The 21,931-nt window shown below is 43.8% G+C and carries 15 protein-coding genes and 1 tRNA gene; 12 read left to right on the forward strand and 4 right to left on the reverse strand.

The window, feature by feature from the left end; genetic code table 11:
- Positions 1-523: 523 nt before the first annotated feature.
- From GS399_RS09880 to GS399_RS09935, 12 genes are all read left to right on the forward strand, one after another.
- The gene (locus GS399_RS09880; RefSeq protein WP_160844459.1) at positions 524-1,909 is read left to right on the forward strand and encodes an MBL fold metallo-hydrolase; all 1,386 of its coding nucleotides are present in this window, start codon (positions 524-526) and stop codon (positions 1,907-1,909) included.
- A gap of 46 nt (positions 1,910-1,955) precedes the next feature.
- Positions 1,956-2,813, forward strand: coding sequence for an SdiA-regulated domain-containing protein (locus GS399_RS09885; protein WP_160844460.1), 858 nt, complete (start codon positions 1,956-1,958; stop codon positions 2,811-2,813).
- A gap of 149 nt (positions 2,814-2,962) precedes the next feature.
- Entirely contained in the window at positions 2,963-3,532 is a 570-nt protein-coding gene (locus GS399_RS09890; protein ID WP_160844461.1) for a glycoside hydrolase family 108 protein, read from the forward strand.
- Positions 3,533-3,679: 147 nt separating this feature from the next.
- Complete coding sequence (locus GS399_RS09895) at positions 3,680-4,615, forward strand: ring-cleaving dioxygenase (RefSeq protein WP_160844462.1); 936 nt, start codon at positions 3,680-3,682, stop codon at positions 4,613-4,615.
- A gap of 1 nt (position 4,616) precedes the next feature.
- On the forward strand, positions 4,617-5,573 hold the full coding sequence (locus tag GS399_RS09900; protein ID WP_160844463.1) for a VOC family protein: 957 nt from the start codon (positions 4,617-4,619) through the stop codon (positions 5,571-5,573).
- Position 5,574: 1 nt separating this feature from the next.
- Positions 5,575-6,195, forward strand: a complete 621-nt coding sequence (locus GS399_RS09905) for an alpha/beta hydrolase (protein ID WP_160844464.1) — start codon at positions 5,575-5,577, stop codon at positions 6,193-6,195.
- A gap of 454 nt (positions 6,196-6,649) precedes the next feature.
- On the forward strand, positions 6,650-7,249 hold the full coding sequence (locus GS399_RS09910) for a TetR/AcrR family transcriptional regulator (RefSeq protein ID WP_160844465.1): 600 nt from the start codon (positions 6,650-6,652) through the stop codon (positions 7,247-7,249).
- Between the two features lie 87 nt (positions 7,250-7,336).
- Positions 7,337-8,515, forward strand: coding sequence for an efflux RND transporter periplasmic adaptor subunit (locus tag GS399_RS09915; RefSeq protein ID WP_160844466.1), 1,179 nt, complete (start codon positions 7,337-7,339; stop codon positions 8,513-8,515).
- Between the two features lie 69 nt (positions 8,516-8,584).
- On the forward strand, positions 8,585-11,761 hold the full coding sequence (locus GS399_RS09920) for an efflux RND transporter permease subunit (protein WP_160844467.1): 3,177 nt from the start codon (positions 8,585-8,587) through the stop codon (positions 11,759-11,761).
- Positions 11,762-11,774: 13 nt separating this feature from the next.
- Positions 11,775-13,190 (forward strand): efflux transporter outer membrane subunit, encoded by a 1,416-nt coding sequence (locus GS399_RS09925; RefSeq protein WP_160844468.1) that lies wholly within the window; start codon positions 11,775-11,777, stop codon positions 13,188-13,190.
- A 167-nt stretch (positions 13,191-13,357) separates the two neighbouring features.
- A tRNA-Lys gene (locus GS399_RS09930) sits at positions 13,358-13,430 on the forward strand.
- Positions 13,431-13,678: 248 nt separating this feature from the next.
- Positions 13,679-13,963 carry an Arm DNA-binding domain-containing protein gene (locus tag GS399_RS09935; protein ID WP_160844469.1) on the forward strand — a complete coding sequence of 95 codons (285 nt, stop codon included), beginning with the start codon at positions 13,679-13,681 and terminating at the stop codon, positions 13,961-13,963.
- A gap of 78 nt (positions 13,964-14,041) precedes the next feature.
- On the opposite strand, the gene GS399_RS09940 is transcribed toward GS399_RS09935, so the two are convergent.
- The 4 genes from GS399_RS09940 to GS399_RS09955 all read right to left on the reverse strand — a co-directional run bounded on the left by GS399_RS09940 (position 14,042) and on the right by GS399_RS09955 (position 21,714).
- A complete protein-coding gene (locus GS399_RS09940) occupies positions 14,042-16,141 on the reverse strand; it encodes an alpha-galactosidase (protein WP_160844470.1) in 2,100 nt (699 codons plus the stop codon).
- Between the two features lie 115 nt (positions 16,142-16,256).
- Complete coding sequence (locus GS399_RS09945) at positions 16,257-16,877, reverse strand: cellulase-like family protein (protein ID WP_369410120.1); 621 nt, start codon at positions 16,875-16,877, stop codon at positions 16,257-16,259.
- Between the two features lie 362 nt (positions 16,878-17,239).
- The gene (locus GS399_RS09950) at positions 17,240-18,646 is read right to left on the reverse strand and encodes a RagB/SusD family nutrient uptake outer membrane protein (RefSeq protein WP_160844472.1); all 1,407 of its coding nucleotides are present in this window, start codon (positions 18,644-18,646) and stop codon (positions 17,240-17,242) included.
- Positions 18,647-18,657: 11 nt separating this feature from the next.
- The gene (locus GS399_RS09955; protein ID WP_160844473.1) at positions 18,658-21,714 is read right to left on the reverse strand and encodes a SusC/RagA family TonB-linked outer membrane protein; all 3,057 of its coding nucleotides are present in this window, start codon (positions 21,712-21,714) and stop codon (positions 18,658-18,660) included.
- Between the last annotated feature and the right edge of the window lie 217 nt (positions 21,715-21,931).

Here is a 21,931-nt window from a genome sequence, read left to right on the forward strand (position 1 = left end):
CATAATTGAAAAGCAGGGCCTGAATTCATGTCAAACTGCAGCCCCGTTCTTTGCTTATCCTACACAAGGCATTAGCCACAAGGCCAGTATCCGCCGCCCGGGTTTAGAAACGTCCGGCATTCGGTTCTAACAACATTCGAAATCCGAACCGCTAATAAAAACGCAAATTACAGCGTTGTCACTCCTATTTAGCCCCGATAGAAGCGGTTACCCCGCAACGACGCGGTGGATTAAGCGACGGCGTGAGGAGTAAAAGCGGATAGCGGGAAGAGACATTAACCGAGGCATGTGGCCCTGCGCTACAAATTATCCGACTTAACATTGAAATTTAATTAAATCGTAACTTGGGTAAGTTACATGGCCTGCATTTCGATCACGTAATAAAAATGCCAAAAATTTGACAAGCCATTTACTATCATCTTTAACTTACGTCCAAGCCTTCTTTCCGTTTCTTAATAAAATCCCTGAACTTAGCAGCCAATATCGTCCGGCAGATTTTATGGTCGATAATTAATTCCAAGTCATGAAAGTTGAACAAATTTATACCGGCTGCCTGGCACAAGGCGCATATTATATCAGCTCCGACGGAGAGGCAGCTATTATTGATCCCTTACGTGAAGTGCAGCCATACATAGACCGCGCTAACCGCGATAAGGTGCAGATAAAGTATATTTTCGAGACTCACTTTCACGCGGACTTTGTTTCAGGACACCTGGATTTAAGCGAAAAAACCGGCGCATCCATCATTTACGGACCGACAGCGAAACCAGAATTTGACGCCATTATCGCTGAAGACGGCCAGGAGTTTAAGATAGGCAAGCTGATCATTAAAATTTTACATACACCAGGCCATACGCTTGAAAGCACCACTTACCTGTTAAAAAACGAAGACGGAAAGGATTACGCCATTTTCACCGGAGACACATTGTTTTTAGGAGATGTTGGCCGGCCAGACCTGGCTCAGAAAGCTGCGCACATGACGCAGGACGATTTAGCCGGCTTGCTATATGACAGTTTGCAAACGAAAATAATGCCTTTGGCTGATGATGTCATAGTATACCCGGCGCATGGAGCTGGTTCTGCCTGCGGAAAGAATATGATGAAGCAAACTGTTGATACCCTCGGTAATCAGAAAGAGATGAATTATGCGCTCAATCAAGCCGATAAGCAATCCTTCATCAAAGCCGTTACAGAGGGACTGCTGCCACCACCACCCTATTTCCCAATGAATGTGTCGATGAATAAAAAGGGTTATGAAAGTTTTGACGATGTAATGGACCAGGCACTGACACCACTCGATCCGCAACAATTTGAAACCCTTGCTGAAAGCAGCGGTGCATTGATTTTAGATACCAGAAGTGCAGATGAGTTTGCCCAAGGCTTTATTCCGCAATCAGTTAATATTGGCCTGAATGGCGATTTTGCACCCTGGGTTGGCTCACTGGTCGCAGATGTAAAGCAACCCCTGCTATTGATTACCGATAAGGGCCGGGAGGAAGAAACCGTCACCCGACTCAGCAGGGTTGGGTTTGACAGGATACTAGGATATTTGGACGGCAGCTTCGAAAGCTGGTCAAACGCGGGTAAAGAGATTGATTGTATTAACCGTATTTCTGCCGACCAATTTATTGATGAACTGACGGATAAAAGTAATATCATCGACGTTCGCAAAGAAACGGAATTCGAAGCCGGGCATGTTGAACAGGCACATAATCATCCGCTGGCTGACATAAACGACTGGATTGAATCCATTAACCCGTCCGAACATTTTTACGTGCATTGTGCCGGCGGCTACCGCAGCATGATCGCAGCCAGCGTACTGCATGCCCGAGGCTATCACAACTTTAGCGAAATTAATGGCGGTTACGGAGCGATTAATAAGGTGATTTCCACAAAACCTAAATTCTAAAAACAATGTTGACGAGATAATAATCTTGTAAGCAATGTATTTATCCATGCGCAATATTTTTCTGACAGCGATACCGATGACAATAATTTTGTCGGCTGGTGTTTTTTCCTATTCCCGTAACAAGTCAGCTCCTGCGAAAAGTTATGACCTCAGCAAGCCATTAAAAACATGGAAGCTGCCGGCATCACTTAAGGAGATTTCAGGAATAGCATGGGTCGATGCGAATCATTTGCTGGCTATTGAAGACCTGACGCCAAACCTGTATCTTCTCAATATGAACGGGAAGAATATCATCGAAAGAAAAGTGTTGATCAAGCAGGAAACGAAAAAGTTCGACCTGGAAGATGTATCAGTAAATGGCACAACTGCCTATTGTTTACGCAGTGATGGCAAACTATATCAGGTAGCTAACTGGAATACCAAAGCTTCTTCTATAAAATACGAAACTGGCCTTAGCCGCGACAACAACACCGAAGGGATTTGCGTCGATCCGCCTAGCAAAGATTTATTAATTGCCTGTAAAGAAGATAACGGTCTGAAAGACGCCAAAAAATCAACCCGGGCTGTTTACCGCTTCAGTCCGTCAACTCGTCAATTAAACAAAAAACCGTTCCTTCTCATCGAGAAAAAGGACCTTGGGATCAAGGAAGAGCGCCCCGATGTTTTTCCGTCCGCCATTTCCATTCACCCGACAACTCATGATATTTATTTACTGTCGACCAGGGAAAATAAATGCCTGATGGTTTATACCTACCAGGGAAAGTTTAAATCCATCCAGTATTTAAATGCCGATGAATTTCCGCAGCCGGAAGGGATTTGCTTCGCACCAGATGGAACCTTGTTTATCAGCACCGAAGGCAAAGGAAATGGGTCAGCATTTTTGTATGAGTTTAAATACCAGTAATTAATAGCCGCAATTTATATAGGCAGATTTCTCGTAACATGGGTTATTCAATGCAGCATACTTGTCCAATTATCGCTACTCGAAGCAATTGTACGCTAATATCATCCTCTCAATTTGTATATTAGTAAGTACTTTTCAAACCTCAAAATATGGCTGAATTTGAGAACGCCTATAAAATCACCATGACAAATGAAGGCGGTTACGCTAACAATAAACTGGACAAAGGCGGAGAAACATATAAAGGAATAGCCCGCAACTTCTGGCCGAACTGGGCAGGATGGCCAACAATAGACCGGGTTAAAGCTACCTCGTCGAATTTAAACGCAGACCTCGACAGCAATGATACGTTGGAGCAGCTGGTTCATTCATTTTATAAACGCAATTTCTGGGATACCGAAAACTTAGACAATATCCGGTCACAGGAACTTGCGAACCAGGCTTTTGACATCGCCGTTAATATGGGTACAAGCATTGCCGCAAAATTCCTGCAGAAAGGCTACAACGCTGTTCATTCCGAAACACCGCTACTTATTGACGGAGGTATTGGACCAATAACTGTAGAAGCGGTCAACTCGTCAGAACCTTGTCCGATCTACGATGCTATCAATGTTTTAAGAAAGGAACGCTACGACAATATCATTGCCAGCAACCCGTCACAGGTGATTTTCAAAAACAGCTGGTACAGCCGGATAAAACCGTTTGACGACAGCCTGGCTTAACAGAATGGGCAACCAGATTTCGTTGAACGAAGTAACAATTAGCGATATATCAAAAAGAATTGCGGCCAAATCCCCACAAAAACTTGATTGTTAGCGCTCTAATCAATGGCATTCTTATTGAATCAATAGAACAACAAAATAACCGCCATGTCAGACAAAATTTTAGGCCTTCATCATATCACCGCAATCGCGGATAACGCCCAACGCAATCACGACTTCTATACTAATATTCTCGGATTGAGAATGGTTAAGAAAACAGTCAACTTTGATGATCCCGGGACTTACCACTTTTATTACGGCAACGAGGAGGGTACGCCGGGAACAATCCTGACTTTCTTTCCCTGGGAAGGTATTGGCAAAGGCCGTACAGGAGTTGGCATGGCTACCGAAATCGGCTACTCTGTTCCTAAAAACAGTTTCGATTTCTGGCTGGACCGATTCAAACGGTATAATGTGGTTGTAACTCAACAAGCTGAACGATTCGGCGAAAACTTCATTACATTCTCCGATCCCGACGGATTGAACTTTAGCCTTATTGCTCCACAAAACGCTGATGACAGAAAAGCATGGACAACAAATGAAATTAACGAGTCTGCTGCTACAAAGGGCTTTCATAGTGTTACACTGACACTGAAAAAAATTGACGAGACGGCTAAAGTGCTCACAGATATTTTCGGATATCGTTTACTAAGCCAACAAAACAATCGGTACCGGTTCATTTGCGATGCTGTTTCAAGCGCTTCCATTGTTGACCTTCTTGAAGAACCCGATGGTAAAACAGGACTTAATACTGCCGGTACAAATCACCATGTAGCTTTCAGGGTTGCAAACGAAGATGTACAGATGGCATTTCACGAAAAAATCATGAGCAAGGGCCTGCAGATCACACCTAAAATTAACCGTGACTATTTCTATTCACTTTATTTTCGTGAACCTGGAGGCGTGTTATTTGAAATTGCAACCGATAATCCCGGCTTTACTGTCGATGAACCCCTTGCCGAACTTGGCTCAAATCTTAAGCTTCCTAAACAATATGAGCCGGCCAGGGAAGAAATTGAAAAGGTATTACCAGTTTTGAAATAACATGCCACAAGAACCGATTACCGGAATTCATCACGTTACTGCCATCGCGTCGAGCACTAGTAAGAACCTTCATTTTTACGCCGGAGTCTTGGGTTTGAAACTGATTAAACAGACAGTAAATTTTGACGCTCCTGAAGTTTATCACCTCTACTACGGCAATGAAACAGGTCAGCCGGGCAGCGTAATGACGTTCTTTCCTTACGAAGGGCTTGTCAAGGGCCGGCATGGAAAAGGGATGCTTAATACAACCACTTTTTCAGTCCCGCTTTCCTCTCTCGATTACTGGATTAACAGGTTAAAAAGTTTCGACATCTTGTATAAGGAACCGGAAGAACGCTTTGACAACGAAGCAGTTATTTATTTCGAAGATGAAGATGGCCTCGGGCTGGAACTTATATTTAACGACAGGGACCAACGCAAAGGATATAGCGGCGGGCCGGTCGCAGAAGAACATGCAATCAAAGGCTTCTACAGCGTGGAAATATGGGAAGAAGGCTATGAACGAACTGCAGGTTTACTTACTGAGCAGCTTAATCATAAGTTGGTGGCCGAAAAAGGAAACCGTTTTCGTTTTGCAGCGAAAGACGCGCCGGGCAATTATGTGGATGTTCTCTGTACACCGGATGTTCTGAAAGGCCTCGCCGGCAGTGGAACTGTTCATCACGTTGCTTTCAGTACGCCTGATAAGGAGTCGCAGGAAGAGGTCAGAAAGAAGATTTTGCTGCGAATGCTTAATCCAACACCCATTCTGGACAGAAAATATTTCACGTCAATTTATTTCAGGGAGCCCGGAGGTGTGCTTTTTGAAGTGGCTACAGCCGCGCCTGGCTTTTCCGTTGATGAAGATATAAGCAGTTTGGGCAAGGAGCTGAAACTGCCTGACTGGCTTGAGAAAGACCGTGAAAAGATCTCGGCTAAACTACCTCCGCTTGCTATTAACCTGCAAAATTATTACTGACATGCACAAAAAAAAAATAAAATATGCCGGCCTCCCCTTGGATGGTGCCGGGAAAGTTCTGATCATGCTGCATGGCCGCGGGGCTTCGGCGGACGACATTTTATCCCTTTCCAACTATCTTAATGTAAAAGATTTTGCCTTAATAGCGCCACAGGCGACCAATCAAACCTGGTATCCTTATTCGTTTCTCGCACCTGCGAAGCAAAACGAACCATGGCTTTCGTCGGCTATGGACTTACTTAGCGACCTCGTTTCTGAAATTGAACAACTGGGCATCACAAAGGAGAATCTTTATTTTCTTGGGTTTTCACAAGGCGCTTGCCTGACGCTCGAGTTTGCAAGCCGGAATGCCGCAAAATATGGCGGTATTGTAGCATTTACAGGCAGCCTGATCGGCGAAAAAATAGAGCCTGACAAATACAAAGGCGACTTTGAAGGTACTCCCGTCCTGATCGCTACAAGCAACCCCGATTTTCACGTACCTGTAGAACGGGTTTATGCCTCCGCTAATATCTTAAAAAATATGGGTGCTCATGTTACGGAAAAAGTCTACGACAATATGGGACATACGATTAATCAGGATGAAATCAATCTTGCTAATCAACTGATATTTGATAAATAGCATTATCGTATAGAAGGCTATCGGACTCATCTTAACGGTCAGTCCATACCAGCAAGAATCTTACGTTTTCAGGCAACATCCTTTCATTTCAAACCTGACGGGAACGGCAGCCCCGAGGTACGAGGGCTACAGTGGACGGCAGGGCTATCGGCCGATAGCAGCAGAAACGCTCATTTTCAAAATGATATCATAGCTAACCAAAAAATGATAAAATTTAGATCATGGGCGATCATTCCGCTAAAGCAATTGGCGCCAATTCGCTTCGAAAATACGGTTTGCCGATTGTTGACAACCCAAGACCCTTAATAGTGTAAACACAGCAGTCTGTAGTAATCCCAAAGTGCTTTGTCATACCAAAATAAAATCCGACAAGAAACTGATAATTGAGAAGCATATTATTTGGAAATTAACTTTTATTACTGTTAACTTTGCTAACACCGTTAGGAAATAACAAATGGGAATCGTAGAACGAAGAAAAAGGCAACGTGATGAAGTTAAAAGCGACATCATCAGTACGGCCTGGGAAATGGTGAAGAAGGAAGGCTGGAATTCCCTATCGATTAGAAAGATAGCTGATGCCATTGAATACAGCGTGCCCGTTATTTACGATCATTTTGAAAACAAGGAGGCGATCCTATTAGAATTTGCAAAAAAAGGATTCCGGCAATTGTCTACCATGATCATAAAAGCAAAGCAACAACATGAAGCTCCTGCCGAGCAGATAAGGGCTATGGCTGACGCTTACTGGGATTTTGCGTTAAACAATATCGAGCTATATCAGCTGATGTTTGGAATTAACATGGCCTGCTGTGAAATAAGCAAAGCAATGCCGGAACAGGAGAAATTTCGGGAAATCGTAATGGAACCAATAAACGAAATGTTGGGAACGGAGGGCCGTAACAATACCAATGCATGTTTAAAATATCATACTTTTTGGTCGATCATGCATGGATTAATTTCAATAAAGATTGTCGGCAATTCAGCGATTGATTCAGAACTTAATAAAATAGTACTCGATGATGCTATTTCGGGTTTTATAAAAAATCTCACGTAGATTTTTTTTGGCTGATAATCTAACAGCGTTAGGAAAAATAACAATGTTCAAACATCTATTTAAAAACAAACCTTTAAAGCACAAAACATGAAAACAACAAAGAAAACAGTACCGTTAATCTTGAGATTTACTCCCTTCCTTATGATAGCCGCCATGGTGATATATAGCAGCTGCGGATCATCTGTGGCAAATAACACACCGCCTCCGCCACAGGAGTTACCGGTTTACAGCGTGGTATCTAAACCTGTTACAACTTTTACCGATTATACAGCTTCCCTGCAAGGAAGCCGTGACATCGAAATACGCCCGAAAGTTGATGGTTACCTTGAAGCAATTTATATAGATGAGGGCTCCTATGTAAAAAAGGGGCAGCCACTTTTCAGAATAGATGGCCGCACTTATCGTGAACAGGTCAATAATGCGAATGCCGCTCTTTTATCCGCGAAAGCTGCGTTAGAAAATGCTTCAATTAATGTGACCAAATTAACTCCGCTCGTTCAGAATAACGTGGTATCGGATGTTCAGTTGCGCTCGGCGAAGGCTGCTTATGATGCAGCAAAGGCAAATGTGGCGCAAGCGCAGGCACAATTGCAATCTGCTAAAATAAACGTTGGCTACACTACTATTACCGCGCCTGCAGAAGGTTATGTCGGAATTATCCCGTTTAAAACCGGAAGCCTGGTTGGTCAAACTATGCCGCAGGCCTTAACTGTACTTTCTGAAACCCGAGATATGCATGCATATTTCACAATGAGCGAAGTGGATTTCATTGCCTTCAAAGAACAGTTTGCGGGTAATACTATCCAGGAAAAAATAAAAAAACTGCCGCAAGTGGAACTTTTACTCGCAGACAATACTACTTATCCGGCAAAAGGAAGAGTGGAATTGGCAGGTGGTCAATTTGATAAAGCCAGCGGTACGATCAGCTTCCGCGCAGTATTTCCGAACGCGAATGGCTTATTGCGGTCGGGTAATACAGGTAAGATCAGGATTCCAAGTTTAAATACTGAATCACTGCTTGTACCGCAGGAAGCTACCTATGAATTACAGGACAAAGTATTCGCCTATGTACTGGCAGACAGTAACAAGGTGGTCGGAACTCCGCTTACCGTTACCGGAACAAGCAGCCACTTTTACCTGGTTTCAAAAGGCCTCAAACAGGGTGATAAGATTGTCTACAAAGGCATAGACAGGCTGCGCGACGGGATGATTATCAAACCTCTGGCAATGTCTGCCGACAGTTTGTTGAGAACTGCCTCTTTGTAAGAAAACTTAACATCAAATACCTTATTAACTGTATCTCTAAGCGGTTTAGAGATACTTAATGCCACAATTATGCTTAAAAAATTCATAGAAAGGCCGGTCCTTTCAACAGTTGTTTCGATCCTCTTATTACTGCTGGGGATCATATCACTGATAGGTTTGCCTATTACGCAGTTCCCCGACATTGCGCCTCCAACGGTGCAGGTAACTGCATCTTATCCGGGCGCTAACGCCGAAGTCGTTGCGCGTTCTGTAGCCACGCCTATCGAAGAAGCCGTTAACGGGGTGGAAAATATGACGTACATGACTTCCAATTCAAGCAATGACGGCACTATGTCGCTGAACGTTTATTTTAAACAGGGTACCGATCCGGATATTGCCGCTGTAAACGTACAGAACCGGGTATCAAAAGCGCTAAGCCAGATTCCGCAGGAAGCAGTACAAACAGGTGTTTCGACTCAAAAGGTCCAGAACAGTATTATCATGTTCGTGGCACTGGCGAGTAAGGATACCGCTTACAATGAGACTTTCCTGCAGAACTATATTAAAATAAACCTGATTCCGCAGCTACAGCGTATTCCGGGAGTAGGCCAGGCGCAGCCGTTCGGAACGCATGATTATTCAATGCGGATATGGCTCAAACCAGACAGGCTTACCTCTTATAACCTCACTCCTGCCGATGTTACCGGTGCTATCAAAGACCAAAGCCTGGAAGCTGCGCCTGGAAGGCTCGGCGAAAACAGCAAAGAGGTTTTTGAATATGTGCTGAAATATAAAGGAAAACTGAGTAAGGTCAACGATTACGAAAACGTCATTATAAAAGCTAACAGCGATGGATCGGTGATCCGTTTGAAGGACGTTGCCAGGGTTGAATTCGGCTCGTATACCTACTCCTCGAACAGTTTCTTAAACGGCGTGCCGACGTCAGGTGTCGCAATCTTTCAAACTGCCGGCTCAAACGCCAATGATATTCTTACTGAAGCCGAACGGCAACTGAAAGAATTTGCAACAACGTTACCCAAAGGTATTGAACCGGTGGTTATGTATAATTCAAAGGAGTTTCTTGACGCATCCATCGACCAGGTAAAGCATACACTGATTGAGGCATTTATCCTGGTCTTCATTGTTGTTTTTATTTTCCTACAGGATTTTCGTTCAACACTGATACCGGCAATAGCTGTCCCGGTGGCCATCATCGGTACCTTCTTCTTTATGCGATTATTCGGATTCAGCATTAACCTGTTGACGCTGTTTGCCCTCGTACTGGCGATCGGTATCGTAGTAGATGATGCCATAGTGGTTGTGGAAGCGGTGCACTCAAAAATGGAGCGCACGCGTCTGTCGGCAAGAAAGGCAACTATCGAGTCGATGAGCGAAATATCGGGAGCGATCATATCAATCACGCTGGTAATGGCCGCGGTATTTGTCCCGGTAGGATTTATGCAAGGGCCCGCTGGTGTTTTCTACAGGCAGTTTGCCTTTACGCTTGCCATCGCGATCCTGATTTCCGCCCTGAATGCATTAACGTTGAGTCCTGCGCTGAGTGCTTTGTTTCTTAAAAACCCACACGCCGACGAGCATGGTAGTCATTCTTCACGTAAAGGATTTGTCGCACGTTTTTTCGCAGCGTTTAACATTGCGTTTAACGCGATGACGGACAAATATGTGAGGTCTCTACAATTCTTAATAAAACGTAAATGGGTTGCCATTTCAGGCTTGGCGTTGGTGGCAGCAGTCACTTTCGTAATGATTAAGCGCACTCCTACCGGCTTCATCCCTACTGAAGACCAGGGATTTTTGCTCTATGCAGTCAACACGCCTCCAGGAAGTTCTCTAGAGCGTACGCACGAGGCTATGAAAGAGATCGATGATATCGTAAAGAACGACCCAATCACAAAAAATCATTACAAGGTTGAGGGTCTGAACTTCATATCAAATGCTAACGCTTCCTCATACGGCGCCGGATTTATCAGGATGAAGCCACAGGACGAACGGGGCGACGTGAAGGATTTCAACCAGATCTCCGCGATGATGACACAAAAAGTTGCCTCGAAAGTTAAAGGGGCAAGCGCGTTCTTCTTCACCTTCCCCACTGTTCAGGGTTTCGGAAATGTTAGCGGATTTGAATTCATGCTGCAGGATAAAACCAATGGTACGATGGGCAAACTGGATTCGACTACGCACGCATTCTTACGTGCACTTATGCAACGAAAAGAGATCGCGTATGCATTCACAACCTTTGCGGCAGGCAATCCGCAGTACGAAATGGAAGTAGATAATGCAAAAGCAAGGCAACTCGGTGTACCGGTAGCAAGCCTTTTGCAAACGCTCCAAATCTATTATGGTAGCAGCTTTGTAAGCGATTTCAACCGGTTCGGGAAATATTACCGGGTAATGGTTCAGGCAGATGCCAATTACCGTACCAATACGACATCGCTTGATGATATTTTCGTAAAAAACTCGTCCGGAGAAATGGTTTCAGCCAACTCTCTGGTAACGCTGAAACGCGTTTACGGACCAGAAACTGTAACACGTAATAACCTGTTTAACGCCGTTACTATCAACGGAGTGCCAAAACCAGGCTACAGCACTGGCGATGCGATCAAAGCCATACAGGAAACCGCCAAAGAATCGCTGCCAAGGGGATACGGGTATGAGTGGACCGGCATGACCAGGGAAGAAATTAACTCCGGCTCACAGATCCTGTTGATATTTTTGATGAGTATGATCTTCGTTTACTTCCTGCTCGCAGCCCAGTACGAAAGTTATATTCTGCCTTTCGCTGTGATACTAACCATTCCGTTAGGAGTTTTCGGTGTAATGCTCTTTATAAATATGCTTGGCATCGATAATAATATCTATGTGCAGGTTTGCCTGATCATGCTCATTGGCTTGTTAGCGAAAAACGCAATTCTGATCGTGGAATATGCCGTTCAGCGCCGCAAGGCGGGCATGCCCCTGGTAGCGGCCGCTCTGGAAGCTTCAAAACTAAGACTACGCCCAATATTAATGACCTCGTTCGCTTTTATCGTCGGACTTATTCCGCTTATGCAAGCGAAAGGCGCTTCGGCATTGGGCAATCATTCTATTGGCGCGGGAGCTGTCGGCGGAATGCTTACCGGTGTAATTCTGGGCGTGTTTGTCATCCCTGTATTGTTTGTAATATTCCAGGCATTGCAGGAAAAAGTTAGTAGAACATCCAGATCATCCGCAGAAAAAGAGGAGGAAATAGAACTGGAAACAGTTTGAACAAATTAATATCATGAAAAGAATTCATCTCGTTATACTTACAGGCTTTATCGCCTCATCAATTATAAGTTCCTGTAAAGTCGGGCAGAACTATCAAAGGCCGTCCGTTCAATTACCGGAGAAGTTTGAAACTACCGCATTTGCTGATACAAGCAGTATCGCAGATCTCGAGTGGAATAAGTTTTTTACGGACACCACGCTTCGCAATCTGATTGAACGCGGAATCAAGTATAATTACGATCTGCAGATTGCAATGAAAAACATCGACGTCGCACAACAGCGATTAAAAGAAGCCAAGCTTTTGCAGCTGCCGGAGGTGAACCTGCAGGTAAGTGCGCAATACAACCGGCCGTCTAAAAACAGTCTAAGCGGACTAAGCTCCTCCGGTTTTCTCGGAAGCAACCATATCGAAACATATAACGCCAATCTCGGACTATCCTGGGAAGCTGATATCTGGGGGAAAATACGAAGACAGAAGGAAGCATCTGTTGCCGCCTATCTCCAAACTTATGAAGCAACGAAAGCTGTACAAACCTCGCTGGTCGCGGACATTGCACAGGGTTATTTTAATTTACTGATGCTTGACAAGCAATTGAGGATCACCCGGCAAAACCTGCGCTTAAATGATACCACCTTGCGGCTTACGCAACTGCTAAAAGATGCAGGGGAAGTCACGTTGCTGGCAGTACAGCAGGCCGATGCCCAACGCCAGACGACAACCTTACTTATCCCGCGTCTTGAACAACAAATCGCAATACAGGAGAATGTTTTACAGGTATTAACCGGACAGCTCCCTGGTAATTTAACACGTTCTTCTACTTTGGACAATACTACCGTTGAAGAAACAAGTACAACAGGTTTACCAGCTGCACTGATAAGCCGCAGACCAGACGTTCGTGCAAACGAAATGGCTTTAATGTCGGCAAATGCCCAGGTTGGTATAGCTCAGGCATATATGTACCCTTCGTTGGTGCTGAGTGCCTCCGGAGGTGTGGAAAGTTTAAAGGCCAGCAACTGGTTCAGTGTTCCTGCTTCATTGTTCGGCATTGCCAACGGTTCGGTATTCCAGCCGCTGTTCAATCACAGAGCGTTAAAGACCCAATTCGAGGTTGAAAAAGTACAACGCGACCAGGCGGTTGCACAATTCCGACAGTCTGTATTAAATGCAGTCATGGAAGTAGACAATGCGCTGGTACAAACGGATAAGCTGGAACAACAAAGGGAACTGGCTAATTCACAGGTAGAAACTTTGCGGAAAGCTGTAAAAAACGCTCAACTTCTCTTCAAAAGCGATATGGCAAATTACCTGGAGGTGATAACAGCGCAAAGAAATGCTTTACTTTCAGAACTTGATCTTGCATCAATTCAACGGGATCAGCTTGATGCGAAAATTGAATTATACCGCTCCCTTGGCGGAGGATGGAAGTAATTGAGGAAAAACCGGCAACGAAATTATGCCATTTAAATTTTTTATGCTGACTTTTAACAAGTTAAATCGATTTATAAAAAATTAGAAAATAATAGTTGCGGGATATTGTTTATAGCCCTATATTTGCACCACTTTAAAGGAAACGGTTAAACGTTCTGAAAAAGTGAGATTCCGTAGCTCAGCCGGTAGAGCATAACACTTTTAATGTTGGGGTCCTGGGTTCGAGTCCCAGCGGGATCACAGAGTAAAACTCCAAAAACAACTAAAACCCTCTAAATCAAATGATTAGAGGGTTTTTTATTTGGCTAAAATCATCGAAAAATGCAAGTTTTGCCCATTAAAAGGTGAGCGTTTCGGTGAGCGGTAATTAAAGGTTCCAAAACGCTCACCAAAAGTGGCATAAATATTTGAAAATCAAGATATTCGAAAATAAAACATCTTGATTCCGAAGGACGACAGGTTTAATTTTAAACTAATAAATCTGTTATATGAACACTCGATTCAGTCTTCACTTTTTTTTAAGAAAGGCCAGTTACCACAACCTCGGCCCACTTCCAATCTATCTACGAATTACTGCCGGTAGCAAACGCTCCGAAGTCTCCATTCAGCGTAATTGTCTTCCGGAACGCTGGAACACTAGGGCCAGCCGGATGATCGGAACGAAGGAAGACGCCAGAGAGATAATGCAAGTTATCGAAACAATAAGAAGGTTGGGCAGAATGTCGGTGCTTTTTAAAGAGCTGTATGAAGTAAGCTTTTTAGCGAAATCATAGAAGGAATATCTCGCTGATTTACAAACCGAATACGACTGATTATGAAAACATTGTTTTCTAAAGGTGCTTAATCATTGTTTAATTAATTTCATATTGATAAAGCGCATAACTGTTCGGCACTGCTAACTGACATTTTAAACGTCCGCTTGGTTCTGTCGTGGTCACGTAACTTTTGCCATCTCCGAGTACAGAAGTTAACGTTACTATTCTACCGCCGGGCAACCAGGTAGAAAGCCAGGACGTTTTTTCGTTATTATTTTCCCTGATGATCAATAAATAACCTTTATTTCCAATGCTCGATTGAAAACCCGTCCATGATGTTCCGCTTGGCTCGTTACCTATCGGAAAGATCATTCCCGAGTGTATGGCTGTTTGAATGCCGCGGTATTTTTTGATGTTATTGGCGCTGGTGAATGCAGTTTCAGGAAGCCCTGTTGCTTCCATCCAGGCCAGGGGCTGCGCCATCATGGTTAAAGCAAACCCGTAGTCAAACGACAGCTTTGCAGGTGCAAGCAGATCGTTAGGGGCGTATTTATCGGTATTCCGGCTGTTATTCAAAAATTCGATTTGCAGGTTTTGAGGCGGTACATATCGCGATAACTGCCAGAGGTTGCGTAACGTAAAGTGCGGATAATAATTACCCCAGTCCGTATACCTGTTTTCCAGGAAAATGTTGCCGTACTCATTGAAATAATGATAACCGTTCCTCCGTCCTGCGGTAACGTCCAGGTTAAATACTACTTCGTTGTTAGTCACCGTCATGACTGAATCAAGTGTTCTGCGAAAATTCACCTCGCCTTTTTTGTCAACTATCTGAACGCCATCAATTTTGAATGTACAGATACCGTAATGTTTATACAGATTGATCAGAGCGGCTGCATCATCTTTCCAATGGGTATAGCTGCTATCCTGACTGGGATTAAACCATAAACAAATTTCGATACCAAGCTTTTTACCCAACTGTACTATAGGATCAAGGCCGTTTGGAAACTTTTGAGGGTCGGGCTTCCAATAGTTTGGGTTACTCCAGATACTGTTAAGGCTTCCTCCCGGCAGGGCCGAGTTGGAAGAACGACCGCTTTGCCAGCCATCGTCGATCTGAAAATGGCTGATACCCAAACGGTGGGCAGCGACCAAGTCCTTAAGAATGAATTTTTCGCTTATATGACTATCCTGTGCACGATCCCCCCAGGTGTTCATCATAACCATATCGTCGCGAAGCGGTTTGTGTATCCTTATGCGCTGCTGATAGTTACGCAAGGCCCTGAGTCTGCCCGCTTCGCCGCCAGCGGATAAACCAGTAACAACTCCATAACATTTTGTCCATTTGACTGAATCAAGATCAGCGGGGGTAAGACCTATACCGACGCATTGTAAACTGCCGAATTTAGCAATATAATCAAACCCCGGATAAGCCAATTGAACGTCTGATGTCGGTGCTTCTTTTAAAATGAAGATGCTTCTGTCACTCAATATTTCACTGGCGTACAACAGGTTGCCCCTAACCTTGCTTTCTCCCCTGTATAGTATTTGATCATAATCCTGAACCAGGTTATTGTTCCTGTCGGTTATATCAAAAAATTCTACAGCTTTAAGCCGCCAGTGTTTTCCGGGCAAGGCTAGAGTCTCCATTACAGTCGCTTGTGCGGTACCTTCCTTAGCGGCAGCATTGTTTTCTATATTTCGCAGTTCGCCGGCTTGTTTTATGGAAGTAAGCCATTGTGCTTTAATATTTCCACGAAGGTAGAAATCACATGCTATGGCCGGGCAATCGGGGTAAATTCTGAATACCCGCCTAACTTCCAGTTGATTGAATCTAACAGTAACGCTGACAGCCAAATAAGACGGCGTGGAAGCATTAGACGGTACAAATCTGGTTTGCAGATTGCCATCTATTGCCTTACCGGTTCCCGGGAAAAGACAATCGGGTGTACTTCCGCTTAATTGCCAGGTGAACTTATCTTTTTTGTCTGTAATCGATGCGCTGATCAGGTCGCCATTGTTCCATTTATAAGTTCTGCTGATTACCGAATTACCAAGTGTTAATTCGTCGTTATTCAGCGTGGCGTAACAAGTTTTTACATCCTCAACTGCCGCAGAGAATGCCTTATCGGTTATTAGAATACTTAATGCTGCAAAACAAAATAGTATGCACAGCTTTCGGTTTAGATTGATCATGTTGTTAAAATGGTAATATTTCAGCGCACCTGTACGTATTCTGCGTCGCCGAGATTTTTGAATGATAATATATTAGGTCGAACATTACTTATCGGTTTATTCAGATTGGACAGGATCATAAGGTGAATCTTTTTACAATCTTCGTATTTTCGACAGATGGCATGATTGGCGCATTTTTTATAATCGCTGTCATTTTCTGGTGCCATTCAACATCCTGCCACATACCTTCAAACTGAGGGCCGCAAAAATTGCTGGTAGCCATGGCAACCCACTGCCCGGTCGCGGCCGCAGTGGTTACACCCAATTCACACAGATCTTTGATCCAGTTCCATTCCAGCATGGGGTAATCCTTGTAATTAACCAGCGACCAGCATTCTGTCGAAATCAGCGGCTTACTCGCAGCTTTCGCGTCGGCAGCTAATTGCTTGATGCTGTTAGTCAGCACAGCGTCCCAATGTGTTTTATTCTCCTTATACAATGGTTCAGCTTTTTGAACGAGCCTGTGATAATCGTCGGCTGAAAAGCCATTCCAATCCAGGCCAAGTTTATTATTGAATTCACCGTCATTCATACTGGACATCCAGATATGCTGTTCTATAAAGTCAAGAAAAGGTATCGAAGTATCGGCAAGTAACTTTTCTTTGTAATGATCCATCGAAAAAGTATAGGGCACATCCGGATATTTTTGCCGTATAGGTTGTATGGCTCTTTTCATCCAGTCTAACGAAGCTGCTATGTTCTGCTTATTATTTTCAGGAAGTTAATATAAACAAAACCCGTAAATATGATCGAGCGGAAAAGCTTTCACGAGAAAACTTTCACTTTTTTTAGACTTGAAATATACTCAGAGCCGATTATACCGGTATGATTTCTTACGAGTTTAATATAAGGGTGTCTGTTATTCCAGGAAAACGCTGATACTTTCAGAAACCTAAAAATTACTATGGTAAATTCAGCTGCCACAGTTCGACAATTATCACCGAAAACAATTAGGATAACAGGTGTTTAGGCGTCGACACATTTAGAATCAAGCGCATCCATAGAATTTACTTTGTTCTTTTTTGGAATCTGAAAATAGGAGGCGCTCCGTTATATCGGTTAATATCCCGGGTTCTGAATCAAATTCGGATTCGCGTCCAGCTCAAATTGCGGGATAGGATATATCAATTTAGGATCGTTATATTTTTTACCGCCGACATCCTGCCGGGTACGTTTAATAACGTTATAAAGATCACCTTCAAATGCCAGCTCTTTTCTTCTTTCAAGCAGGATCTGATCTACGCTGGTTATCGTTATTCCGCCAAGGCCGGATCTTCCCCTGATCAGGTTAATATCCTGAGAGGGTGTTAAATCACCGACTTGCTGCCCGCTCCTGAAATTAGCTTCGGCCCGGGTAAGATGCATTTCTGCCAGGCGAACAATAGGAATAACAGCAAACCTGTCGGTCCATTTAGACGTCCTCAATATTCCAGGTTTGTCTCCCGTCCCTTCGTAAAATAAATCGCCCCGTGCATCTCCCGTTTCGTAAATCTGCAAATGACTGTCGTTGATATCGACATCGCCCCGGCCAATTCCAGGCATACTTGCATAAAACGTAGAAAGACCAGAATTGGCGGTGCCTGCATTCGCCTGCGCGTTTTGTTGTATCGCGAAAATATCTTCCGATGAGTTACTTGAATTATTAAACGCCTGTGAGATTGCAGGAACTAATCTGTAATGTCCGGAAGTAATAACCGTGTTAGCGGCAGTCGCTGCTTTTTGCCAGTCTTCCTGGGCCAGATAAATCCGGGATAGAAAGGCCGCAGCGGCATATTTTGTTGCCCGTCCATCATCCATCGTTTCGTTTAAAAGGCTTTCTGCGGAAGTTAGATCTGCGATGATCTGCGCATATACCTCCCCGACTGAATTCCGGCTTACATTTAATTCGTTTCCGATCGTTGTTGTTGGGCTTAAAACAAGCGGAACACCGGCTTGCGAGTTAGTACCAGATGGGCCGCCGGTCCAGGGCTGAGCGTAAAACCTGATTAGTTCAAAATAGACAATACCCCTGATAAACCTGGCTTCGCCAAGTATCTGATCTTTAATGGACGGATCAACCACTCCAATGCTTGCTTCTACATTGTTACAAATGTTAATGGCGCTGTAAGCAGCGGTCCAGTCGTTAGCTGCATTCACGTTGGTGGCAGTCGCATTTTTATTGTTTATATCCCGGTAGCTGGTAAATGAGCCGCTCCAGGTGATGTCGGTTGTATTCACAAATAATTCACCGATCAGGTTGTAATTGGTACCGTAAAGAGTTCCAAGAGTGCCCGCTGTCGCCGGAATGCCATATGCTATGGTGCTATAAGCGCCGAACAATGTGTTCACAACTCCGGTAGAAGTTGTCAAAGCGACATCCGAATCTATAGATTGTTGCGGTTTAATATCATCCAGCTGCTTCTTACACGACAGATTGCTGATAACAACCGCGATAAAAATAAATCCTGTTTTTATAATTGACTTCATGATGCTCTTTCTTAAAACTTGAGATTAACGCCAAAAGTGATGGTACGCGCCTGCGGAGCGGTATAAAAATCCACGCCATTATCGATATTGGAAATAGTGGTTGTATTCACTTCCGGATCGCCGTTATTGTAATTGGTAAAAGTTAAAAGGTTAAAGCCCGACACATACACTCTTGCGCTGCTAAAAAAGTTTTTAACCATTCGGCCAGGAATCGTATATCCCAGCGAAGCGGACTTCAGGCGCAAATACGAGCCATCCGAAAGCCACCGAGATGAAGTCCTGGTGCCGTTCGATTGTAAAAAACGCGCCTGCGGCACATTGGTTATATCACCCGGTTTTTGCCATCGGTTTAATTGATCGGAAGTTTGGTTGTCGAAGAAATCAGCATTAACCGATTGGTAGATACCAGCACCATTATAAATATCATTGCCGGATACAAACTGGAAGAAAATATTGAAATCAAAGTTTTTATAAGAAAAGTTATTTGTAAAGCCGCCTGTAAAATCTGGGTTTGAATCGCCCACAACCTGCCTGAAAGCGGAATTATAGTCATTTGTTGTTGTCCCGTCCTGCAAATAATAAAGTGCATCGCCATTTTGCGGATCAACCCCCGCGTACTTCGCTGTAAAAAAGACACCAATTGGCTGACCTTCAATTGCCCGCTGAGGCGCCCTTCCGGTTCCAAGGATTACCTGGCCGTCAAGGTCTTTAACCTTGTTCCTGTTAAACGAAATATTGAAATTGGTACTCCATTTAAATGCCCCAACAAAATTCTGCGAGTTTAATGTAAGCTCTAAGCCCTTGTTTTCCAGCGAACCTACATTCTTTAAAACCGTTGCAAAACCAGAGGTAGCGGGTACGTTCACATTTAAAAGCAGATCTTTTGTCTGTTTATTATAGTAAGAAAAATCACCACTCAAACGGTTATTGAAAAATCCAAATTCAAGTCCGGCGTCAAAAGATCCAGTCTTCTCCCATTTCAAGTCTGGATTTTCAACTTGTGTCGGTGTATAACCAGGCATGTTCGGATAAACGGAAGAACCGAATAATGCCAGCGACTGGAAATCAAGAATGCTGGAATTTCCCGTATAACCATAGCCGGCTCTCAACTTTAAAAAACTAAGCCATTCCGCGCCGCTCAAAAACTTTTCCTTGCTGATGATCCATCCGGCAGAAATTGCGGGAAAAAATCCATAACGGTTATTGGCGCCAAACTTACTTGAACCGTCATAACGGGCACTTAGAGCCACCAAATATTTATCGGTGAAACGGTAATTAGCCCGGGCAAAATAGGATACAAGCGCTTCGTCTGTTCCGAAAGAAGAACCGAAAGTAATATCGGAAGCACTAGCCAGGTTTTTGAAATCATCAGAAGGGAAACCTTCGCCAACTACTTGTGAGGTTTTTACGTCTTGTTTCTGGTAAGAGAATCCTCCAACGGCTTCCAGGTTGTGCTTCTCGCCAAATTTTGTGTTATAGCTTAAAAAGGTGTTCGAAGTATAATTCAACGACGTAACTGTTCTGTAATTTCCGTTACCTGTTGGGTTGCCCTGGGTTTGCCGTCCCTGGAAACCATCTTCCGATTGGTTCAGCACGTCAACTCCAAACTCCGTTCTTAAATTCAGTGCAGGCAAAATTTTATAGGAGGCGTATGCATTTGATATATTCCGGTAAACGATCGTTTTAAAATATGCATCACGTGCCTCAATCAATCCGTTGTAATATGGCCCTGTTGTGCTTAATTCGTTAGTTGATGGATCGATGACGGGCTGAATAGGCGGCAAAGCCACCAACTGGCCCGGCGTACTGAATGAATTATCGTTTGCCACACGATCATTTCTGCTCCTGGCAAGATTCAGGTTTACACCCAGCGAAAGTTTATCCGTAGCCGAGTGATCGAGATTTAACCGTCCGCTAATGCGCTTAAATGCGTTCTGAATTAAAATACCTTCTTGATTCGAGTAGGCTCCCGATGTAAAGAATCGCGTTTTTTCGTTTCCACCCGTGGCCGAGATCTCGTACTGGCTATTGCCGGCAGAGGACCGGAACTGCTCATCCTGCCAATTCGTATTGACAACGGCATTCCGCCAATCGGTTCCGGCAGAAAATGCATCAAAGTTATCTTCCAGGTATTGTGTATAGGCATCGATGGCTTCCTGCTCGTTTGCGGCAGGTCCAAAATTTTCTATATCGTTAGCAAAATCATACTTACCTCCGTTTACAGCCGCTTCTTCAAACAGCTCGACGTATTGCTGCGAGTTTAAAAAGTCCCGCTTTACTGCCGGTTTGCTGATGCCGGTAAAATAGTCAAGGGTAAAAACCGTTTTACCGCTTTTACCTTTTTTTGTTGTTATCAATATAACGCCATTTGAAGCTCTTGACCCGTAGATGGCGGATGCGGAAGCATCTTTTAAAACTTCGATCGATTCAATATCATTAGGGTTAATATCTGCCAGCGGATTACTAGGATCAAAATTCACCGCATCGCCTACACTTACCGATGTGATGGGAATGCCATCGACAACATATAGCGGCTGATTACCGGCAGTTACCGAAGAAGATCCCCGCACGCGGATAGCGATGCCCTGCCCTACTTTGCCAGAACCCGATGAAACAACGACACCCGCGGCTTTTCCCTGTATAGCTGATTCAAATGATTGTACCGGTTGGTTTTCAATTTCCCTGGAATTTACTTTTGCTACCGAACCCGTAAGGTTTTGCCGTATTTGGGTTCCGTAGCCAACAACAACCACCTCAGAAAGCTGCTTTTGTTCACTTTCAAGCTTAACATTGATTACTGTTGAAGTTATTGATACTGTTTTCTGCTGATACGAAATATATCTAAACACCAGGTTTTTGGCATTCGCGGGTACACTTAAACTGTAACTTCCTGATGCATTGGTTTGAGTACCGAGACCAGGGATTTCCTGTACCACTATACTTACACCGGGTAACTCGCTCCCATCTTTAGCGTCTGTCACCTTTCCGGTGATGGCCCTGGTCTGGGCAAATGCGATTACATTTAGAAGAAAAAGTAAAGGAATAAAGCACGTAAATCTTTTTTTCATATCCTTTATTATTAAAGTCAATAGTCAGCATGAGGATATTCCTAACGCAGCTCAACATGCTCAGAAAGAAATACCTTTCTTAAATCTACGACCATAAAAAACGGATAACATCACCCTAAAAGGGTGATTTTTAAGAAGATAGCTAAAAAGATAGAATTGTATTTCAATCCTATTATCATTCAGAAAATATCACATTGATTTTGAAAGATTTATTAGG

Origin of the sequence: Hufsiella arboris (assembly GCF_009834875.1) — a bacterium.
GTDB lineage: Bacteria > Bacteroidota > Bacteroidia > Sphingobacteriales > Sphingobacteriaceae > Hufsiella_A > Hufsiella_A arboris.